This is a genomic window from Streptomyces sp. NPDC058701, from assembly GCF_042715295.1.
Taxonomy (GTDB): Bacteria; Actinomycetota; Actinomycetes; order Streptomycetales; family Streptomycetaceae; genus Streptomyces.
This window is the reverse complement of record NZ_JBHXSY010000013.1, coordinates 66,866-84,840: the sequence shown is the minus strand read 5'-3', so window position 1 is coordinate 84,840 and position 17,975 is coordinate 66,866. Positions and strand designations below refer to the sequence as shown.

The following is a 17,975-nucleotide window of genomic DNA, read 5'->3' as shown; positions in this document are numbered from 1 at the left end:
CGTAGGAGCCGCCGGAAGCACGGTCAATAGGTCTGGACCAATAGGAACAAGGCGGGAGTTCGCCGGCGCCCGGTGCGTTTCCCGGCGGCAGAGTGGCCGGCGGTGCCGGATCTCCGCCCGGCGGCCCGGTGCGGCGGGCGACGGCGTACTGCCCGGCTACCGTTCGTTCGGTGTCGGGAAGCCACTGCGACGACCCGACGACCCGACCCTTCGACGACTTCAGGAGAACCCCGTGCTCACGGCCCAGGAATGGATCGACGCGCTCGGTCTGGAAGCCCATGTCGAGGGCGGGTACTTCCGCCGGACCTTCCAGGCGGACCACCGCCCCCCGATCCGGACGCCCGACGGCGACCGGTACACCCTGACCTCCATCCACTACCTGCTCACCCACTGGTCACCGGTCGGGCACTGGCACCTGAACCGGTCCGACATCCTGCACTTCCACCACCACGGCGAGCCGGTCACCTACCACCTCATCCACCCGGACGGCAGTCACTCCACCACCGTCCTCGGCCAGGAACCACGCCAGGGGCAGCACCTCATCGTCGCCGTGCCGGGAGGTGTCTGGAAGGCCTCCCACCTCACCGCCGGGGACCACGCCCTCATCAGCGAGGCCGTCGCGCCCGGCTTCGACTACGCCGACATGACCCTCGGCCGACCCGACGAGCTCATCGCCCGCCACCCCGCGCACGCCGAACTGATCCGGCGCTACTGCCGCGCCCCAACCGACCAGGCCCGGGGGCGGACGGGAGCCGGCCGGCGGGCCGGGCAGGGCCCCGGGCGGCATGACGGCGGGCCCGGGCCCGCCCTCACCTGATCCGATGATCGAAATCCGTCGCGCGGGGCCGCCGGACGGCGCGGCTCTCGGCGAGATCCACGCCGAGGCCTGGATGGCGGCCTACGCCTCCTCCTTCGCGTCGGGAAGGTGCCACCGGTAGGGGGACACGAGGGTGTTGACGCTGTCCGGCCCCCAGCTCCCGGGGGCGTACGGTTCCACCGGCGGCGGCGCGTCGAGCAGCGGGGTGGCCACCTCCCAGAGCCGTTCGACGCCGTCGGACCGGGTGAACAGGGACTGGTTGCCGTGCATGGCCTCCAGGAGGAGGTGCTCGTAGCCCTCCAGGAAGTTCTGCGCGGCGAACGAGGTGCGGTAGTCGAAGTCCATGGCGGCGCCGGCGAGCCGCATCGACGGGCCCGGTTCCTTGACCAGGAACCGGGCGGTGATGGAGCCCGGGTCGTCGAAGTCGATGACGAGTTCGTTGCTCCGGCCGTCCGCGGCGGCCCGCGCGTCCAGCGGGAACATCCGCAGGACCGGCTCGCGCAAGCCGAGCGTGACCACGTGGCGGCCCTCGGCCAGGGCCTTTCCCGTACGCAGGTGGAAGGGCACGCCCGACCAGCGCCAGTTGTCGATCTCGACGCGCAGCGCCGCGAACGTCTCGGTGTCCGACGCCGGGTCCACGCCCTGCTCGTCGCGGTAGCCGGTGTACTGGCCGCGGACGACGTGCGCGGGGTCCAGGGCGCGCAGGCTGTGGAAGACCTTGACCTGCTCGTCGCGCAGCGCGTCCGCCTCCAGGGTGACCGGCGGTTCCATGGCGAGGAATCCGAGCAGCTGGAACAGGTGGGTGACCACCATGTCGCGGAAGGTTCCGGTGCCTTCGAAGAAGCCGGCCCGGCCCTGGATGTCGATCTGCTCGGGCACGTCGATCTGTACGTGGCTGATGTGCTCGCGGTTCCAGAGCGGCTCGAAGAGGCCGTTGGCGAAGCGGAGCGCCAGGACGTTGTCGACGGCCTCCTTGCCGAGGAAGTGGTCGATCCGGAACACCCGCGACTCGTCGAAGACGGCGTGGATGGCGGCGTTGAGCGCGCGGGCGGACGCGAGGTCGGTGCCGAACGGCTTCTCCACGACGACCCGGCCGCCCTCGGCGAGCCCCGTCGCGCCGAGCAGGTCGATCATCGAGGTGAACGCGACCGGAGGCACGGCGAGGTGGAAGAGCCGGCGGGGCCTGCCCCCGAGGGCGGATTCGGCCTCGCGCACCGCCCCGACCAGGGGGTCCGCGGCTCCCGTGTCGGCGGCGCCGAAGGACAGGGCGGCCGCGAACGCCTCCCAGGCCGGACCCTCGGGCCGCGAACGCCCGAATTCCGCCACGGCTCGCTGCGCGTGGGCCCGGAACTGCTGATCGGTGAGTGCCTCCGCCGCCGGCGCCGTGCCCACGATGCGGTAGCGCCGCGGCATCAGCCCGGCGCGCGCCAGGTGGAACAGCCCGGGCACCAGCTTGCGGCGGGCGAGGTCGCCCGTGGCGCCGAACAGGACGATGACGTGGTCCGCAGGGGGTTCGGGAGACTGCGCCGGCTGAGCCATCAGCATCCTCACTCGTCACTCGTCCGCGGAGGAGCGCTGTACCGGCACGGCTCCGGGCACCGTGCCGTGTCCGCCGTCGCGGCGGTGGCCGTGCGTCCTCACGCCCCACTCTGCGCGCCCCCGGCCGATCCGGCACCCGGGGAGCGGCGCGGTGGTTCTGGGAGCACGGCGTGGCGGCAACGAGCGGCGATCAGATCGCGCAGGCCGTGGGCCCGTCGGCGCGTACGATCCGCCGGCATGTCCGGAGCGAGGAGGGTCGTGCCGAGCCGATCGCGATGCAAAGCGAACGTGAGCACGGCAACCCTCGCCATGCCGATTCCTCCGGCTGAGGCACACGCCGCGGCCGCCGCCTGCGACGGCGGGGTGTCGACCGGCCGGGTGGCTGTCAACGGCTGGCCGAAGGATTCGGGTACCCGCCCGTGCCGCCGGGGGCGCCTGGAGCGGCTGGTCCACCGCCGGCACGGCGCAGTGCCGGACCTGAGGTCGCCCGCGGCAGCGCCCCGGCGTGACCAGCCCCGTCTCGTAGGCCGGCACGACGGCATGGACGACCACTCCCGGCGGGGGCCGATCGCCGTGCGCGGAAGTCCGCTTCCGCCGGGCGCGGGTGCTACGCGAAGATCGCCGGAACGGGTCAGCGGCGCGGCCCACGCGGGTGAAAGTGCCGGTCCCGGCCGTTCCGTGCCGGGGGGCGGCCCGTTGGGGAGGCATGCGCACTCCGATAGACGCCCCGACAGACGCATCGGTCCTGCCCGCCGCCGCTCCGCACGAGTCCTTCGCGGAGCTCCCCGTCGAGGCCGGCCCCGACCCCCTCCCCCGCATACGGGCCACGCTCCGCGGTGACGTCCTCGCCGTCGGACTGGCCGGGGAGTTCGACCACTACACCTGCGTGCCCCTGCACCGCCTCCTCGCGGACGGCGCCGCCCGCGGCGCCCGCCGCCTCGTCCTGGACGCGGCCGGCGTGACCTTCTGCGACTCGGCCCTCCTGCTCGTGCTGGACCGGTGGGTCCGGACCGGCGGTCGTGTGGAGGTGGCCGCCGCCTCCCGGGCCGTCCGGATGCTGACGGAGGTGGCGGCGCGCCTGCCCCCGCCGCCCGACGGCGGTTTCAGCCCGTAGCCGCCTGCTCCGCACCCTGCCGCTCGACCATGCGGCCGTCGCGCAGCTCCACGACCCGGTCGGCGAGTTCGATCAGGACCGGGTCGTGGGTGGCGACGAGGACGGTGACGCCCTCGCTGCGCACGACCGCCCGCAGCAGCCCCATGATCTGCCGGCCGGTTTCGGAGTCGAGCTGGCCGGTCGGTTCGTCCGCGATGATCAGGTCGGGTTCGTTGGCCAGGGCGCGGGCCACCGCGACGCGCTGCTGCTGGCCGCCGGAGAGTTCGCCGGGCCGCTGTCCCGCGTGCTCGCTCAGCCCCACCAGGGCCAGCAGGGTCCTGGCCCGTTCCTCGCGCTGCGCGGCGGGCACCTTGCGCAGCCGCATCGGTACGCCGACGTTCTCGGCGGCGGTGAGCACCGGGATCAGGCCGAAGGACTGGAACACGAAGCCGATCCGGTCGCGGCGCAGTTCCAGCAGCCCGGCCTCGTCCAGGCCCGCCAGGTCCGTGCCGTCGAGGCAGACGGTGCCGCCGGACGGGGTGTCGAGGCCGCCGACCACGTTCAGCAGGGTGGTCTTGCCGGAACCGGACCGGCCCTTGAGCGCGGTGAGTTCGCCCCTGCGCACGTCGAACGACACACCCCGCAGCGCGTGCACGGCCTGCTCTCCGGTGCCGAAGCTGCGGTGCACGTCGACCACCCTCAGGATGGGTTCCGGCGTACTCTCCCGGTGCTGCGTCATGGCGTGCGCTCCCCCTCGAATCGGTCTTCCGGCGGCGTCCGCGGTGCCACCCGTTCGCATTTGCTCACCCGCCGCACAGATCGCGCAAGTCCCTTCCCCCGTGCGTTCGCATCTGGCAGCATCGTCCGCTATCCGGGACCAACGGTCCGGATGGGGGAGGAAACAGGCACATGCTCGGCTTCGTCACGCGCCGGCTGCGCGGGCGATGGCCGCTCGCCGCCGCCGTACTTCTCACCGTACTGATCACGACGACCGTGCTCACGGCGCTGTTCGCCTTCACCCGGGGCGTCGGCGAGGCGGGGTTGCGGCAGGCGCTCCAGGGCCCGGGCCACTCCCGCGCCACCGTCCTGGTCACCTCGGAGCACGCCGCGGCCTCCCGCGCGGCCGACGAGCAGGCCGTACGGGCCTTCTCCGACGAGCTGTTCGGCCGGCTGCCCGTCACCGTGGAGAGCCTGGCCCGCAGCCGTCCGTACGGGCTGCCCGGAGCGGTCTCCCCCGGCAGGCAGGCCGATCTGACCCTGCTCGCCTCCCTCGACCGGGCACGCGTACGCCTCCTCGCGGGCCAGTGGCCCGGCGCCGCCGCGGGACCCGAACCGCTCGCGGTCGCCGTCCCGCGGGCCGCGCTGGCCCGGCTCGGGCTGACCGAGGCCGCCCTGCCCGCCGAGCTCCGCCTGGACGACCGGTTCGGCGGCGCCCCGCTCACCGTCCGGGTCACCGGCGTGTACCTGGCCGCCGACCCCGGGGCCCCGTACTGGCGGCTCGATCCGATCGGCGGCCGCGGGCTCCAGGTCGGCGGGTTCACCACGTACGGGCCGCTGCTCGTGGACGACTCCGCCTTCACCTCCGGCGTCCTCGCGCAGAACGGCCGCGCGTCACTGCTGGACCCCGACTTCTCCGCCGTCGACGCCGCCGGGGCCGAGGCGCTCCGCGGCCGGGCAGCGGGGCTCGCGGACGGGGCGCCGGAGGGGACCGGGGTGAAGGGCCCCGCAGGACACCAGGTCACCTCCGAACTGCCCGCCGTGCTCGCCGAGCTGCGCTCCGGGCAGGCCGTCGCCCGCTCCTCGCTGCTGGTCGGCGCCCTCCAGCTGGTCGTACTGGCCGGGGCCGCGCTCCTCCTCGTCTCCCACCTCCTGACGGACCGGCAGGAGCCGGAGCGCGTCCTGCTGACCGCGCGCGGCGCCTCCCGCCTGCGGCTGGGCGCCCTCGGCGCGGCCGAGTCGCTGCTGCTCGCCCTGCCCGCCGCCCTCCTCGCCCCGCTCCTCACCCCTCCCCTGCTGGACCTGCTCACCCGCTTCGGCCCGCTGTCCGGGGTCCCGCTGGACACCTCCGGAACCTGGCTGTCGTGGCCGGTCGCGGCCGCCTGCGCCCTGGGGTGCGTCCTGCTGACCACGCTGCCCGGCGCGCTGCGGGGCGCGGGCGCCGCCGCCCTGCGCCGCAGCGGCCGCCGCCAGGCCCTCGTCGCCGGGGCGGCCCGGTCCGGCACCGACCTGGCGCTGGTGGCCCTCGCCGTCCTCGCGTACCGCCAGCTCGCCCGGTACGGCAGCGGGGAGGGCCCCGCGTCCGGTGCCGGCGGCGCCGACGGCCCCGCGGACGGGGCCGGCTTCGGCGTCGACCCGGTGCTGGTCGCCGCGCCGACGCTGGCCATGTGCGCCGGCACCCTGCTCGTACTGCGCCTGCTGCCGTTCGCCGCCCGGCTGGGCGGGCGCGTCGCCGCGCGCGGCAGCGGACTCGGACCCGCCCTGGTCGGCTGGCAGCTGGCTCGCCGGCCCAAGCGGTCCACCGGGCCGGTGCTGCTGCTCGTGCTCGCCGTCTCCAGCGGTGTCCTGGCTCTCGGCCAGCACACCGCCTGGTCCGCGTCCCAGCGCGACCAGGCCGACTTCGCCACCGCCGGGGGCCTGCGGATCTCCGGCAGCGAGCTGAACCCCGCGGGCCGCGGCGGCCGCTACGCCGTGCTGCCCGGCGGCGAGCGTATCGTCCCCGTGGTGCGCACGGTCCAGGACCTGCCGGGCGGGAAGCCCGCCCAGGTGCTCGCGCTGGACGCCGCGGCCGTGGCCGACCGGGTGCCGCTGCGCGCCGACCTGCGCGACGGACGCCCGATGAGCGGGCTGTTCGCGCCGCTGGCCACGGCCGGCCCGGCCGGCGGGAACGCCGTCGAGCTGCCCGGACGGCCGCGCCGCATCGACGTCGACGTGACGGTGCGGGTGCCGGAGGGCGCTTCCCGGGCGGGCCTCGGGCTGCTGCTGCGGGACCGGTTCGGGCTGACGTTCCGGTCGCCGATGCTCCGCCTGCCGGAGTCCGGGGACGGCACGGTCTCCGTGGACGTCGACGCGCTGGCCGGTGCGCCCCTCGGCGCTCCCGCCGCACCCCTGTCGGTCGCGGGGCTGGTCGTCTCGTACGGCGCGGAGTACTACGGCACCTACCGGTTCCCGCCCGAGGGCGGGGAGGCCCCCGGTGAGCTGGCCGTACGCCGCCTCGCCGTCGCCGACAGCCCCGGCGGGCCGTCCGTGACCGTACCGGTTCCGGCCGGGGCCCCCGGATGGACCCTGAAGACCCCGACGCTGAACGGCGGCGCCCCCGCCGCCGAGCTGCTGCCCGCGCCGGACGGCGCACCCGCGCTGCCGCGGCTGCGCTACCGAGGCGGCGGGGACACCGCCGGCGGCATCCAGCTCGGGCTGGTCCCGGGCGCGGCCCCCGCGCCCGAGGTGCCCGGCGTCGCCACCCGCCGCTACCTCGCCGCGGTCGGTGCCGGGGTCGGGGACCTGGTCCCGGTCCCGCTGGGCGGGGCCACCGTCCCGGTCCGGGTGACCTCGGCCGTCGGCTCGCTGCCGGTGGCCGGCGACACCGCGCTCGCCGTGGACCTGGCGACCGCCGGACGGCTGCTGGCGGCCGACGGCGGGCTGGAGCTGCCCCCGGCCGGCGAGTGGTGGCTGCCCGCCGCGTCACCGTCCGACCCCGCGCCCGGGCGGGCGGCGGCCGAACTGCGCGCGGGCGCCGGGTCGCAGCAGCTGGAACTGCGCGAGGAGGTCGCCGCCGTGCTGCTGGACGACCCGCTGAGCGCGGGGCCGCAGAGCGCGCTGGCCGCCCTCGCCGTGGCCTGCGCGGTGCTGGCGGCGATCGGCTTCGGAGCGGCCGCCGCTGCCGCCCGGCGGGAGCGGGCCGCGGAGTTCGCCGTGCTGCTGGCGCTCGGAACGCCCCGTCGGAGTCTGGCCCGTACGGCCGCCGCCGAAGGCGGTCTCCTGGTCGGCCTCGCCACCGGCGTCGGGCTGGGGCTGGGCGCCGCCGTGGTCCACCTGGTGGTGCCGCTGGTGGTGCTGACGCCGGCCGCGCACCGGCCCGTGCCGGAGGTCCTGGTGGACCTGCCGGGCATCTCGACCCTGCTGATGGCCGCCGCGATCGCCGCGGTGCCCCTGCTCTCGGCCGTCCTCGGCGGCCGGTACGACCGGGACGTGGCCGCCCGGCTGCGGCACGTGGAGGAGATGTGACCGGCCCGGCCCCCACCGCCGGCGAGCGACGACGGTCCCGGCCCGCACCCTGGGTGCGGACCCGGCTGCGCGCGGCTCCCCTGGCCGCGCTGCTCGCCGCCGCCCTGGCGTTCGTCGCCGTACTGCTGGCGGCCGCGCTCCCGCGGGCCGTGGACCGGGGCGCCGACCACGCCCTGCGCTCCTTCCTGCACGAGCGGGGGCCGGGCGAGACGAGCCTGACCGCCGTCGCCTCCGCGCGGTACGGACAGCTGACCCCGGCGGACATGGACTCCGTCCTGGCCGAACTGCGGGCGCGTACGGGCGACACCTTCCGGGTCGCCCCGAGCGGCCCGGTGCACGGTGTGCGCGCGTTGAAGGGCCGCTCCCTCGCCAATCCGGGCCTGGCCCGGCCGGAGGGCGTCGCCCCGCGCCTCAGCCTGCTGCACCTGCCCGGGATCGCGGCCCACACCGAGCTGGTGGCCGGCCGGTGGCCGGAGGGCGGGGCGCCCGGCGCGCCCGTCCCGGTCGCCCTGTCCCGCAAGGCCTCCGAGACCCTCAGGGCCCCGCTGGGCACCGTGCTGGAATCCGTGGCCGACCTCGGCACGAGCGACCGGGCCGAGGTCGTCGGCCTCTACGACGCCGACCCCGCCGACGTCTACTGGACCGATCTCCCCTGTCTGACCAGGGCCTGTGAGAACGTGACGGTGCCGCCGGAACCGAAGGTCTTCTGGGAGACCGCCGCCGTCGTCGGGGCGGACTCCATCGACCGGCTGGCGCCCTGGGGCCGCGGCGCCGACTTCTTCTGGCGGCTCCCGGTGGACACCTCGGTCCTGCGCGCCGACCGGATGCCCGGTGTCGAACGGGAGGTCGCCGCGTTCGTCGCCGGCCCCACCGCCTCCGGGCTGGCGCTCGCCGTCAAGCGGCCGGACCTGCGCATCACCTCCCGCCTGCCCGAGCTGTTCGCCCGGGCCCAGGCCCGGCAGCAGGCGGCCGCGCCGCTCGCCGCCATCGGCCCGGCCGGCGTCGCCGGGGTAGCGACCGTGGTGTTCTGCCTGGCCGCCGCGCTCGGCGGCGACCGGCGCGAGGCCGAGCTGCGGCTGCTGCTCGCACGCGGCGGTTCGCGCCGCTCCATCGTGCGCCGCCTGCTCGGGGAGGGGGCCGTCACCGTGCTGCCCGCCTCCGCGCTCGCCTGCTGGCTGGCCCTCGTCCTGCTGCCGTCCCCGCGGGCGACGGCCTCGCTGCTCGCCGCCTCGGCCGTCGCGCTCCTGGCCCTCCTGGCCTTTCCCGTACGGGCCTTCGTGCTGCTGTCCGCCCCGCGCGGGCGCAGCCCCCGGCGGCGGCTCGTCGCCGAGCTCCTCGTCGTGGCAGCCGCCGGCGCCGCCGTGTTCGAGGTGCGCCGGCGCGGGGTCGCCCCGGCCGGAGCCGGGCCGGACCCGCTGCTGATCGCGGCGCCGCTGCTGCTCGCGCTGACCGGCGGGCTGCTCCTGGCCCGCGTCCAGCCCGTCCTCGTGGGGGCGCTGGCCCGGGCCGCGGCCCGGCGGCCCGGCGTTGTCGGCTTCCTCGGGCTGGCCCGCGCGGCGCGGGGCACGGGCGGCCGCGCCCGGCCGTCGGTGCTGCCTCTGGTGGCGCTGCTGCTGGCCGTGACCACGGCCGGGTTCGGGGTGACGGTGCTGGGCTCGGTGGACTCCTCCCGGCTGGAGGCGGCCCGGCAGGCCGTCGGCGGGGACGGCCGGATCGTCGCGCGGGAGGGCGATCCGCTGCCGCCCGAGCTGGTCCGGGCCGCCGCCGCGCTGCCCGGAGTGCGTACCTCCGTCCCCGTGTGGACGAGCGACGACGCGTTCCTGTTCGGTGCCGGCCGGGGCGATCCGCACGTCACGGTGGTCGTCGCCGATCCGGTGGCGTACGCCGAACTGGCCCGGACCGCCGGGCGCGGCGGCTTCGACCCGGCCGTCCTCGCGGCGGGCGGGTCCGGTTCCCCCGTGCCCGCGCTGTTCAGCAGCGACCTCGGCGGCCCGGCCGCCGGTCAGGAGCCGCTGCGGCTGCGGATCGGCGGTGACGAACTCCGGGTCAGGGCGGCCGCCGTGGTGGACGGGACGCCCGCGCTGGACGCCTCCGCGACGGCCACGATCGTGCTGCCGGCCGGGCCGGCCGCCACGGTCGTACCGGGCTCCGCCCGTCCCAACCGGTGGTTCGCGACCGGCCTCACCGACGGGGCCCGGCTCGCGGAGCTGGTCACCGCCGCCGCACCGGGGGCGGCGGCGGAGCGGTACCGCACGGCGACGAGCTCCGGCATCGTGGCCGAGCTGGCCGCGGACCCGCTCCAGCGGTCGGCCGGGCGGCTGTTCTGGGCCTCGCTGGCGGGCGCGGCGGGCTTCGCCCTGCTGGCGGTCCTGCTGACGCTGGTCCGGGCCGCGCCCGAACGGGCGGCGCTGCTGGCCCGGTTGCGCACCATGGGGCTGCGGCCACGGCAGGGCGTGGCGCTGATCCTCGCCGAGGCCCTGCCGCAGGCTCTGGTCGCCGCGTTCGGCGGTGCGCTGGTGGCCCTGGCGGCGGTGGCGCTGCTCGGGCCGGCGGTGGACCTGTCCACGCTCGTCGGTTCGCCGGTACCGACCGGACTGCGGGCGGGCGTGTGGCCCGTACTGTCCCAGTCGCTGGGGCTGGCGGGCCTGGTGTCGGCGGTCGTACTGGCCGAGGCCGCGGTATCCGGCAGGCGACAGATCACCACCGAGTTGAGAGCGGGAGACCAGCGATGAGCAGCGAGGCGCCGACCTACCAGGAGCTGCGGCAGCAGGCGCTGGCCGCCGCCGCACCCCGCGGGCACACGGCCGGGACCGCGATCGTCTGCGACCGCCTGGTCCGCGTCTTCACCACGGCCGGGGTGGAGGTCCAGGCATTGCAGGGGCTCGAAATGAGCGTCGCACAAGGGGAGTTGATGGCACTGGTCGGCGCTTCGGGCAGCGGCAAGTCCACGCTGCTGAACATCCTCGCCGGGCTGGACGTCCCGACCGCGGGAACCGCCACCGTCGGCGGCTACGACCTGCTGGAGATGTCCGCCGGGGACCGGCTGCGCTACCGCCGCGAGGCCGTGGGCTTCGTCTGGCAGCAGACGGCGCGCAACCTGCTCCCCTTCCTGACCGCCGCGCAGAACATCACGCTCCCGATGCAGTTGCGAGGCGGCCGGCGCGGTGCGGCCCGGCGTCACGCGGCCCGCACCGGCGAGCTCCTGGAGGCCCTCGACATCGCCGACCTCGCCGACCGCCGTCCCGCCGCGCTCTCCGGCGGCCAGCAGCAGCGGGTGGCGATCGCCGTGGCCATGGCCAACGATCCCGCCGTGCTCCTCGCCGACGAGCCCACCGGGGAGCTCGACTCCGAGACCGGAGCGGCGGTCTTCGAGGCCCTGCGGACCGTGAACCGCGAACTCGGCGCGACCGTGGTCATCGTCACCCACGACCCCCTCGTGGCCGGGGAGGTCCGGCGTACGGTCGCCATGCGCGACGGCCGCACCAGCACCGAGGTGCTCCGCCGCACCGTCACCGACGAGCACGGCGCCGAGTCCGTGAGCGAACGCGAGTACGTGATGCTCGACCGCAGCGGCCGCGTCCAGCTCCCGCACAAGTTCCTGGAGGCCCTCGGCATGGAACACCGCGTCGCGGTCGACCTCGCCGCCGACCACATCGCACTCCGCCCGGACAGCCACGGAGCCGCCGGCGGCTGAACCGGGCACCGCCGGACCACCCCGCCGCGGCGCTGCCCCGGCTCGGCCCCGAGTGATTCCGTCACCTACCCGGCCCGGGGGTCGTTAGGGCCTGGGGGTTGGCTCGGGGGCGAAGGGATGACGGAATGCGGCAGTTTCCTCTGGAGATGCACCACGTGGCACCCGGTCGGGTGGTCGAGTGGCGGTTGCGGTCCACGGCGGCGGAAGCCGGCGGCCAGGGCGACGGGGCGGGCAGGAGGGCGTCCTTCAACCAGGACAAGCACTTCACCGTCGCCGAGGAGAGCCGGGCCGCCGACGATCCCGTCGCCTCGTGGCTCGCGGTCACCTTCGAGGTGACCGGAGCGCTGGACCAGCCGGCCCTGGCCCGTGCACTGCTCTGCTTCGTCCAGCGCCACGAGGTGCTGCGGTGCGCGTTCCGGCGGCTGGCCGGGGAGCTCGCCTGCGAGCCCTTCGCGCCGGAGGAACTCGCCCTGGACGCGGAGCACGTGGGGACGTTCGACACCTCGGACCGGCTGCGCGGCTTCCTCGTCGAGCGGTTCACCCGGAGCATCGACACCCTGTCGTGGCCGCTGTTCGTCATGGGCGCTGTGCTCCGCGACGACTCGGCCACGGTCTACCTCGCGTTCGACCACATCGTGTGCGACGGCATGTCGATGCCGGTGGTCGTCCAGGAGGTGATGACCGGGTACGAGGCCCTGTGCCGCGGCGAGCAGATCGCGGCGGAGCCCGCGCCGAGCTACCTGGACTTCGCGGAGGAGCAGCGCCGCCGCTACCTGTCCATCGACGTCCGTGACGAACGCCTGGACTACTGGAAGTCCTTCATGGGCCCGGAGGAGGAGTTCTTCCCGCGCTTCCCCCTCGACCTCGGCGTGGAGCCGGGGCGGATGTACCCGATCGTCAACGAGGCGTCCCTGCTGCTCGATCCCGGTGAGGCGGAGGTCTTCGAGAAGACCTGCGTGGCGGTCGGCGGCAAGCCGTTCATGGGGGTGCTGGCCTCGGTCGCGGTGTGTCTGCGCGAGGCGGGCGGCCCCGGGGTCTACCGGGGCCTGATGCCGGTCAGCGAGCGCGGGCGCGCCACGTGGGCGGACTCGGTGGGCTGGTTCGTGAACACCATGCCGATCGAGTTCGACGCCTCGCCCGGCCGGGACTTCGGCCAGGTGATGGCGGGAGTCCGGGCCGGGTTCGGCGAGATGATCGCGCACATCGACGTGCCGTTCGTCCGGGCGTGGGAGCTGCTGGCGCCCGAGGAGTTCGCGGCCCGGTCCTGGCCGTACCCGGTGAACTTCTTCTCGTACATCGACATGCGCAAGTGCCGCGGCGCCGAGCGGCACGACGAGTGGCGGCCCGCCACCCACGTGTGGTCGGCGCGCGCCAACGGAGCGTGCTCCTGGTTCCAGCGGGACGCGGAAGGGCTGCACATGAACTCCCTCTACGTGGACACCGCGGCGGCCCGGCGCACCATGGGCGACTTCCAGGAGGCGCTGCGCCTGACGGTCCAGGAGGTCACCCGTTCCGGCGGCTTCGGCCGGCCCATCGCCCTGACCGCGCCGCGCCGGCCGGTGCGGACCCCGCTCGACGTGGCCGCGTTCGCCCGCCGCGGCTGACCGGGGGCCGGCAGCTGCGGGCCGCAGGGCCGTACGCGGCCCGCGAGGGGGTGCCCGCCCCCGGCCCGGTCAGAGGCGGGCGGCGCGCTGGAGGAGCAGGGCGCGTTCCTGACCGTTGTGCGTCAGCGCGGCGGCCCGCTCGAACTCCGCACGGGCCTCCGCCGGGCGGCCGAGGCGCTCCAGCAGGTCGCCCCGTACGCTCGGCAGCAGGTGGTAGGCGCGCAGCGCGGGTTCCGACGCCAGGGCGTCGACCAGCGGCAGCGCCGCCCCGGGGCCCCGGGCCATCGAGACGGCGACGGCGCGGTTGAGCTCCACCACCGGCGAGGGGACGAGCAGGACGAGCCGCCCGTACAGGGTGGCGATCGCCGTCCAGTCGGTGTCCTCGTAGCGGACGGCCGCCGCGTGGCAGCCGGCGATGGCGGCCTGGACGGAGTACGGGCCGGTTCCCGCGTGCCGCATCGCCTCGACGCCCCGGTGGATGAGCAGCCGGTTCCACTTGGACCGGTTCTGGTCGGCGAGCAGCACCGGCTCGCCGCCGGGGCCGGTGCGGGCGGCGATGCGGGAGGCCTGGAACTCCAGCAGCGCGGCGAGTCCGTGCACCTCGGGTTCGGCGGGCATGAGGGCGGCCAGGACGCGGGCGAGGCGCAGGGCGTCCTCGCACAGGGCGGGGCGGACGAGGTCGTCGCCCGCGGTCGCCGAGTACCCCTCGTTGAAGACGAGGTAGATGACCTCCAGCACGGAGGCGAGCCGCTCGTCGCGGTCGGTCCCGTACGGAACCTCGAAGGGGACGCCCGCCTTGGCCAGCGTCCGCTTCGCCCGGACGATGCGCTGGGCGACGGTGGCCTCGGAGGTCAGGAAGGCGCGGGCGATCTCCTGGGTGGTGAGTCCGCCCATCAGGCGCAGGGTGAGGGCGATCTGGGCCTCGGTCGCGAGGACCGGGTGGCAGGAGGTGAAGACCAGCCGCAGGAGGTCGTCGTCGATGTCGTCCGGGTCGGCCGGCTCGGCGGGCGGCGGTACGTCCTCCAGGGTCCGGCCGACCTCCGCGAGCTTGCGCGCGTACGTCTCCCTGCGGCGGACGAGGTCGATCGCGCGGTGCTTGGCGGTGGCCGTGAGCCAGGCGCCGGGCCGGTCGGGGACGCCGGTGGCGGGCCACTGCTCCAGGGCGGCGACGACGGCGTCCTGGGCGAGCTCCTCGGCGATGCCGACGTCCCGCACGATCCGGGCGACGGCCGCGATGATCCGCGCGGACTCGATCCTGAACACCGTTTCGACCGCTTGGGCCGTACTCACTGCCGTCACGGCCACTCATCAGAGCAGCCGTGACGCGGCAGGGCAAACGCGACGCGGGGGCGCCGCCGGTCACATCTCCTGGATCTCGCGCACCTCGGCGCTGAGGTTCCAGTGGGCCGGGTGGATCTCCAGGAACCGCTTGGTCCACTCGATGGCCTCGGCCTTGTCCTTGCACTGGCTCAGGGAGTAGCCGCCCACGACCTCCTTGGTCTCGGTGAAGGGGCCGTCGGTGTAGCTGATCTTCCCGCCGGACCAGCTGACCCGGGTGGCCTCGGAGGTGGGGAGCAGCCCGGCGGTGTCGAGCATGACCCCGGCCTTGGTGATCTCCTCCAGGAGGGCGCCCATGCGCTGCTCGAAGTCGGCGGGGAAGCCCTCGGTGGGCTGGTTCTGCTCGTCGATGCGGATCATCGTCAGGAAGCGCGGCATGGTGACTCCTCGGTCGGGAGGGCGGGGGCGTTCCCCGCCTCTCACCTCTGCGTCGAACGGGAAGTGCCCGGATCGACAGCTCCCGGGAAATTCTTCGAAGAATCTCCGGGGACGGCCACCGGACCGACCGCGCGGCCCTCCCCCACGAGACCTACCCGCGAGTAGGATCGGCGGGCCCAAGCCGTACCGGAGAGGAAACCCGATGCCGCGCACCCCCTCCTCCCCCCTGCTCCTCGCCGGACTGCTGGCCGGGTCCGCGCTCGCCCACGCGGCCCTGCCCGGGCCGTTCGACGCGATGGTCCCCCGCTCGCTGCCGGGCCGCCCGCGGCAGTGGACGTACGCGAGCGGCGTGGCGGAGCTCGCCCTCGCCGCCGGCGTCGCGCATCCGCGGACCCGGCGCACGGCGGCGCTGGCCGCGGCGGTGTTCTTCGTCGCGGTGCTCCCGGCGAACGTGAAGCTGGCCGCCGACGCGCGTCGGGCCTCGCCCGCCGTCCGGGCCGCGACGATCGCCCGGTTGCCGCTCCAGGTACCGCTGGTGCTGTGGGCGCGCAGCGTGAGCCGCAACGCGGCGGGCCGCTGACGCAGCCGGGCGTACGGGCGTCCTGTGCTGCGGCCGGGCGTCCGGTACTGCATCCGGGCGTCCGGTGCTGCATCCGGTCACGGCGGTGCGCCGGAAGAGCAGCACGAGCCCCCGGTCGCTCGTCGGCGGACCGGGGGCTCGCCCCTTCGGTGGCTCCGGTCGGCTCCGGGGCCTCCCGGCCCGCTGACGGCTCCCGCCAGGTCCGCCGGGGCCACCGCCGGTCAGCGGCTGTCGCCCGTCCAGTCCCAGTGACCCGGGTCGGCGGCGCGGCGCCGGTAGTGGGCGCGGCCGCCGGCGCCGTAGCGCCCTATCTCCGTGGGGAGGCGGGCCTCCTCGGCGAGTTGCGGGGCGCTCCACCCGGTGACGTCGAGCAGGAGCCCGTCCAGGGGGCCGCCCACGAGTTCGCCGTAGAAGTGCCCGGGGCGGGGGCCGGGGTCGGGGTCGTCGTGGTCGGCGCCGTAGACCCGGCGCCGGAGCATCCTGTCGTCCATGGATCCAGCTTCACAGCCACCACTGACAACGGCGCCGCCACTGACAACGGCGCCGCCGCGGACCTCCGCGCCGACCGGCGATGATGGGGGCGCCCGCCGACGACCGGCGGGCGCACGAGCGAGGAGCGCCGCGCATGGCACGTCGGGTACACCAGCCCCTGGAGGACGAGGAGTTCGACTTCATCCTCTCCATGACGCCGGGGCCCGTCCTCGCCTACTTCTGCGGGACCTGGCCCAAAGCCGTCGAGGCCTGCCGGGCGATGGACGCGCTCGTGGCCGAACTGACGCAGGAGCAGGAGTACGGGACCCGGTTCACGGCCGTCCGCACCGACATCACCCGCTGCCCCGGCCCGACCGCGCGCTACGGGGTGACCGGCGCCCCGACCGCCGTGCTCCTCAGGGACGGCGAGGCGGTCGCGAGCCAGGCCGGGCCGATGACGCGCGAGGAGTTCCGGGCGTTCCTGGACGCCCACCTCTGAGGGTCCGGCCCCGCCGGCGCACGCGCCCGGGAGCCGTCTCCGGGGCCGCCACCGGCGTGTGACGGAGCGGGTCCGCAGCCTCCGACTGGGCCCTGTGGGCGAACTCGGGTGATCTGGCCGGAAGTGGCATAGGGGGGATAGGTGCCTCAGGCATGTAATGGAGTCCGGCAAGACGGAACCATCGCATCCGAGGTGCTGCATGTCAGAGACCGTCGCGTTCCCCCAGGACCGGACCTGCCCCTACCACCCGCCGGCCGCGTACGAGCCGCTGCGGAACGGCCGCCCGCTCTCCCGGGTCACCCTCTTCGACGGACGCTCCGTATGGGTCGTCACCGGGCACGCCGAGGCGCGGGCCCTGCTCTCGGACGCGAGGCTGTCCGCCGACCGCGAGAACGCCGCCTTCCCCACCCCCTCCAAGCGGTTCAAGGGCCTGAAGGTCCGCCGCGCCGCCCTGCTCGGGGTCGACGACCCCGAGCACAACACCCAGCGCCGGATGCTGATCCCCGGTTTCACGCTGAAGCGGACCGCGGCCCTTCGCCCCCGCATCCGCGCGACCGCGGACCGGCTGATCGACGAGATGGTGGCCGCGGGTCCGCGGGCGGAACTCGTGAGCGCCTTCGCCCTGCCGGTTCCCTCGATGGTGATCTGCGCCCTGCTCGGGGTCCCGTACGGGGACCACGAGTTCTTCGAGGGACAGTCGCGCCGGCTGCTGCGCGGCCCGGAGGCCGCCGACGTGGAGGACGCCCGGCGACAGCTCGACGCGTACCTCGTCGAGCTCGTGGAGCGCAAACGCCGGGAGCCGGGCGACGGGCTGCTCGACGAGCTGATCGCCCGGCGGCTGGAGACCGGTGAGGTCGACGTCGAGGAACTGGTCTCGCTCGCCGTGATCCTGCTGGTCGCGGGGCACGAGACCACCGCCAACATGATCTCCCTCGGCACGTTCACCCTGCTGCGGCACCCCGAGCAGCTGGCCGAACTGCGCGCCGAGCCGGAGCTGATGCCGGCCGCCGTCGAGGAGCTGATGCGGTTCCTGTCGATCGCGGACGGGATGCTGCGGGTGGCCACCGAGGACATCGGGATCGGCGGCGTGACGGTCCGCGCCGACGACGGCGTGGTCTTCTCCACCTCGGTCATCAACCGCGACGGGAAGGTCTTCGCGGAACCCGACCACCTGGACTGGCACCGCCCCAACGGCCACCACGTGGCGTTCGGCTTCGGCATCCACCAGTGCCTGGGCCAGAACCTGGCGCGCGCGGAGATGGAGATCGCGCTGGCCGCGCTCTTCGAACGGCTCCCCGGCCTGTGCCTGGCGGCCGAGCCGGACCGCATCCCCTTCAAGCCCGGCGACACGATCCAGGGCATGGTCGAACTTCCCGTGGCGTGGTGAGGGGCGTGCCGGACCGGGTGGCAATCACCATCGACACCGGCGCCTGCATCGGCGCCGGCCAGTGCGCGCTGACCGCGCCGGGCGTCTTCGCCCAGGACGACGACGGGATCAGTGAGCTCCTCCCGGGCCGCGAGGACGGCGCCGGCAGCGCGCTGGTGCGCGAGGCCGCCCGAGCCTGCCCCGTCTCGGCCATTTCCGTACGGGAGGCCTGACGCGGCCGGATGCCGGGGCGGCGGGGTACGGCACCGGCCGTGGTGCGGGGCGGGGCCGGCCCCCCCCCCGGGGCGTATAAAAAAAAGAAGCGGCCGACCCTAGGGGGGGGGTTGTTATAGGGGGTGGGGGGATGAGTAAAAA

16 protein-coding genes are annotated in these 17,975 nt (G+C 75.4%); 11 read left to right on the top strand and 5 right to left on the bottom strand.

The window, feature by feature from the left end; all coding sequences use genetic code 11:
- Positions 1-232: 232 nt before the first annotated feature.
- Positions 233-817: a cupin domain-containing protein gene (locus ACFWW8_RS16610; RefSeq protein ID WP_386529220.1), complete on the top strand. Its 585-nt coding sequence runs from the start codon at positions 233-235 to the stop codon at positions 815-817.
- Between the two features lie 81 nt (positions 818-898).
- Here the strand turns inward: ACFWW8_RS16610 and zwf are convergent, their stop codons facing one another.
- Positions 899-2,356, bottom strand: a complete 1,458-nt coding sequence (zwf, locus tag ACFWW8_RS16605; protein WP_386529217.1) for a glucose-6-phosphate dehydrogenase — start codon at positions 2,354-2,356, stop codon at positions 899-901.
- Positions 2,357-2,526: 170 nt separating this feature from the next.
- Between zwf and ACFWW8_RS16600 the strand changes: the two genes are divergently transcribed.
- Positions 2,527-2,685, top strand: coding sequence for a hypothetical protein (locus tag ACFWW8_RS16600; RefSeq protein ID WP_386529214.1), 159 nt, complete (start codon positions 2,527-2,529; stop codon positions 2,683-2,685).
- Positions 2,686-3,062: 377 nt separating this feature from the next.
- On the top strand, positions 3,063-3,470 hold the full coding sequence (locus ACFWW8_RS16595; protein WP_386529211.1) for an STAS domain-containing protein: 408 nt from the start codon (positions 3,063-3,065) through the stop codon (positions 3,468-3,470).
- Here ACFWW8_RS16595 and ACFWW8_RS16590 read toward each other — a convergent pair.
- A complete protein-coding gene (locus ACFWW8_RS16590; protein ID WP_386529208.1) occupies positions 3,460-4,188 on the bottom strand; it encodes an ABC transporter ATP-binding protein in 729 nt (242 codons plus the stop codon). The two genes, ACFWW8_RS16595 and ACFWW8_RS16590, sit on opposite strands and share 11 nt — an antisense overlap.
- Positions 4,189-4,358: 170 nt before the next feature.
- Here ACFWW8_RS16590 and ACFWW8_RS16585 point away from each other — a divergent pair, with 170 nt between their 5' ends.
- The 4 genes from ACFWW8_RS16585 to ACFWW8_RS16570 all read left to right on the top strand — a co-directional run bounded on the left by ACFWW8_RS16585 (position 4,359) and on the right by ACFWW8_RS16570 (position 12,968).
- Complete coding sequence (locus tag ACFWW8_RS16585; RefSeq protein ID WP_386529205.1) at positions 4,359-7,670, top strand: FtsX-like permease family protein; 3,312 nt, start codon at positions 4,359-4,361, stop codon at positions 7,668-7,670.
- Entirely contained in the window at positions 7,667-10,402 is a 2,736-nt protein-coding gene (locus ACFWW8_RS16580) for a hypothetical protein (RefSeq protein WP_386529202.1), read from the top strand. Before ACFWW8_RS16585 ends, ACFWW8_RS16580 begins: the two co-directional genes overlap by 4 nt.
- A complete protein-coding gene (locus tag ACFWW8_RS16575; protein WP_386529199.1) occupies positions 10,399-11,364 on the top strand; it encodes an ABC transporter ATP-binding protein in 966 nt (321 codons plus the stop codon). The genes ACFWW8_RS16580 and ACFWW8_RS16575 overlap by 4 nt, the downstream gene beginning before the upstream one ends.
- Positions 11,365-11,489: 125 nt before the next feature.
- A complete protein-coding gene (locus ACFWW8_RS16570; RefSeq protein WP_386529196.1) occupies positions 11,490-12,968 on the top strand; it encodes a condensation domain-containing protein in 1,479 nt (492 codons plus the stop codon).
- 69 nt (positions 12,969-13,037) lie between these two features.
- Here the strand turns inward: ACFWW8_RS16570 and ACFWW8_RS16565 are convergent, their stop codons facing one another.
- The gene (locus ACFWW8_RS16565; RefSeq protein ID WP_386529540.1) at positions 13,038-14,258 is read right to left on the bottom strand and encodes an RNA polymerase sigma factor; all 1,221 of its coding nucleotides are present in this window, start codon (positions 14,256-14,258) and stop codon (positions 13,038-13,040) included.
- 69 nt (positions 14,259-14,327) lie between these two features.
- Complete coding sequence (locus ACFWW8_RS16560) at positions 14,328-14,684, bottom strand: YciI family protein (protein ID WP_386529193.1); 357 nt, start codon at positions 14,682-14,684, stop codon at positions 14,328-14,330.
- 202 nt (positions 14,685-14,886) lie between these two features.
- On the opposite strand from ACFWW8_RS16560, the gene ACFWW8_RS16555 reads away from it, so the two are divergent.
- Complete coding sequence (locus ACFWW8_RS16555) at positions 14,887-15,264, top strand: hypothetical protein (RefSeq protein ID WP_386529190.1); 378 nt, start codon at positions 14,887-14,889, stop codon at positions 15,262-15,264.
- A 221-nt stretch (positions 15,265-15,485) separates the two neighbouring features.
- On the opposite strand, the gene ACFWW8_RS16550 is transcribed toward ACFWW8_RS16555, so the two are convergent.
- Positions 15,486-15,755 (bottom strand): hypothetical protein, encoded by a 270-nt coding sequence (locus tag ACFWW8_RS16550; protein WP_386529187.1) that lies wholly within the window; start codon positions 15,753-15,755, stop codon positions 15,486-15,488.
- Positions 15,756-15,889: 134 nt separating this feature from the next.
- Between ACFWW8_RS16550 and ACFWW8_RS16545 the strand changes: the two genes are divergently transcribed.
- From ACFWW8_RS16545 to ACFWW8_RS16535, 3 genes are all read left to right on the top strand, one after another.
- Positions 15,890-16,234, top strand: a complete 345-nt coding sequence (locus ACFWW8_RS16545) for a thioredoxin family protein (RefSeq protein WP_386529184.1) — start codon at positions 15,890-15,892, stop codon at positions 16,232-16,234.
- Between the two features lie 199 nt (positions 16,235-16,433).
- Positions 16,434-17,621 carry a cytochrome P450 gene (locus ACFWW8_RS16540; RefSeq protein WP_386529181.1) on the top strand — a complete coding sequence of 396 codons (1,188 nt, stop codon included), beginning with the start codon at positions 16,434-16,436 and terminating at the stop codon, positions 17,619-17,621.
- Between the two features lie 17 nt (positions 17,622-17,638).
- Complete coding sequence (locus ACFWW8_RS16535) at positions 17,639-17,833, top strand: ferredoxin (RefSeq protein ID WP_386529178.1); 195 nt, start codon at positions 17,639-17,641, stop codon at positions 17,831-17,833.
- Positions 17,834-17,975 lie beyond the last annotated feature (142 nt).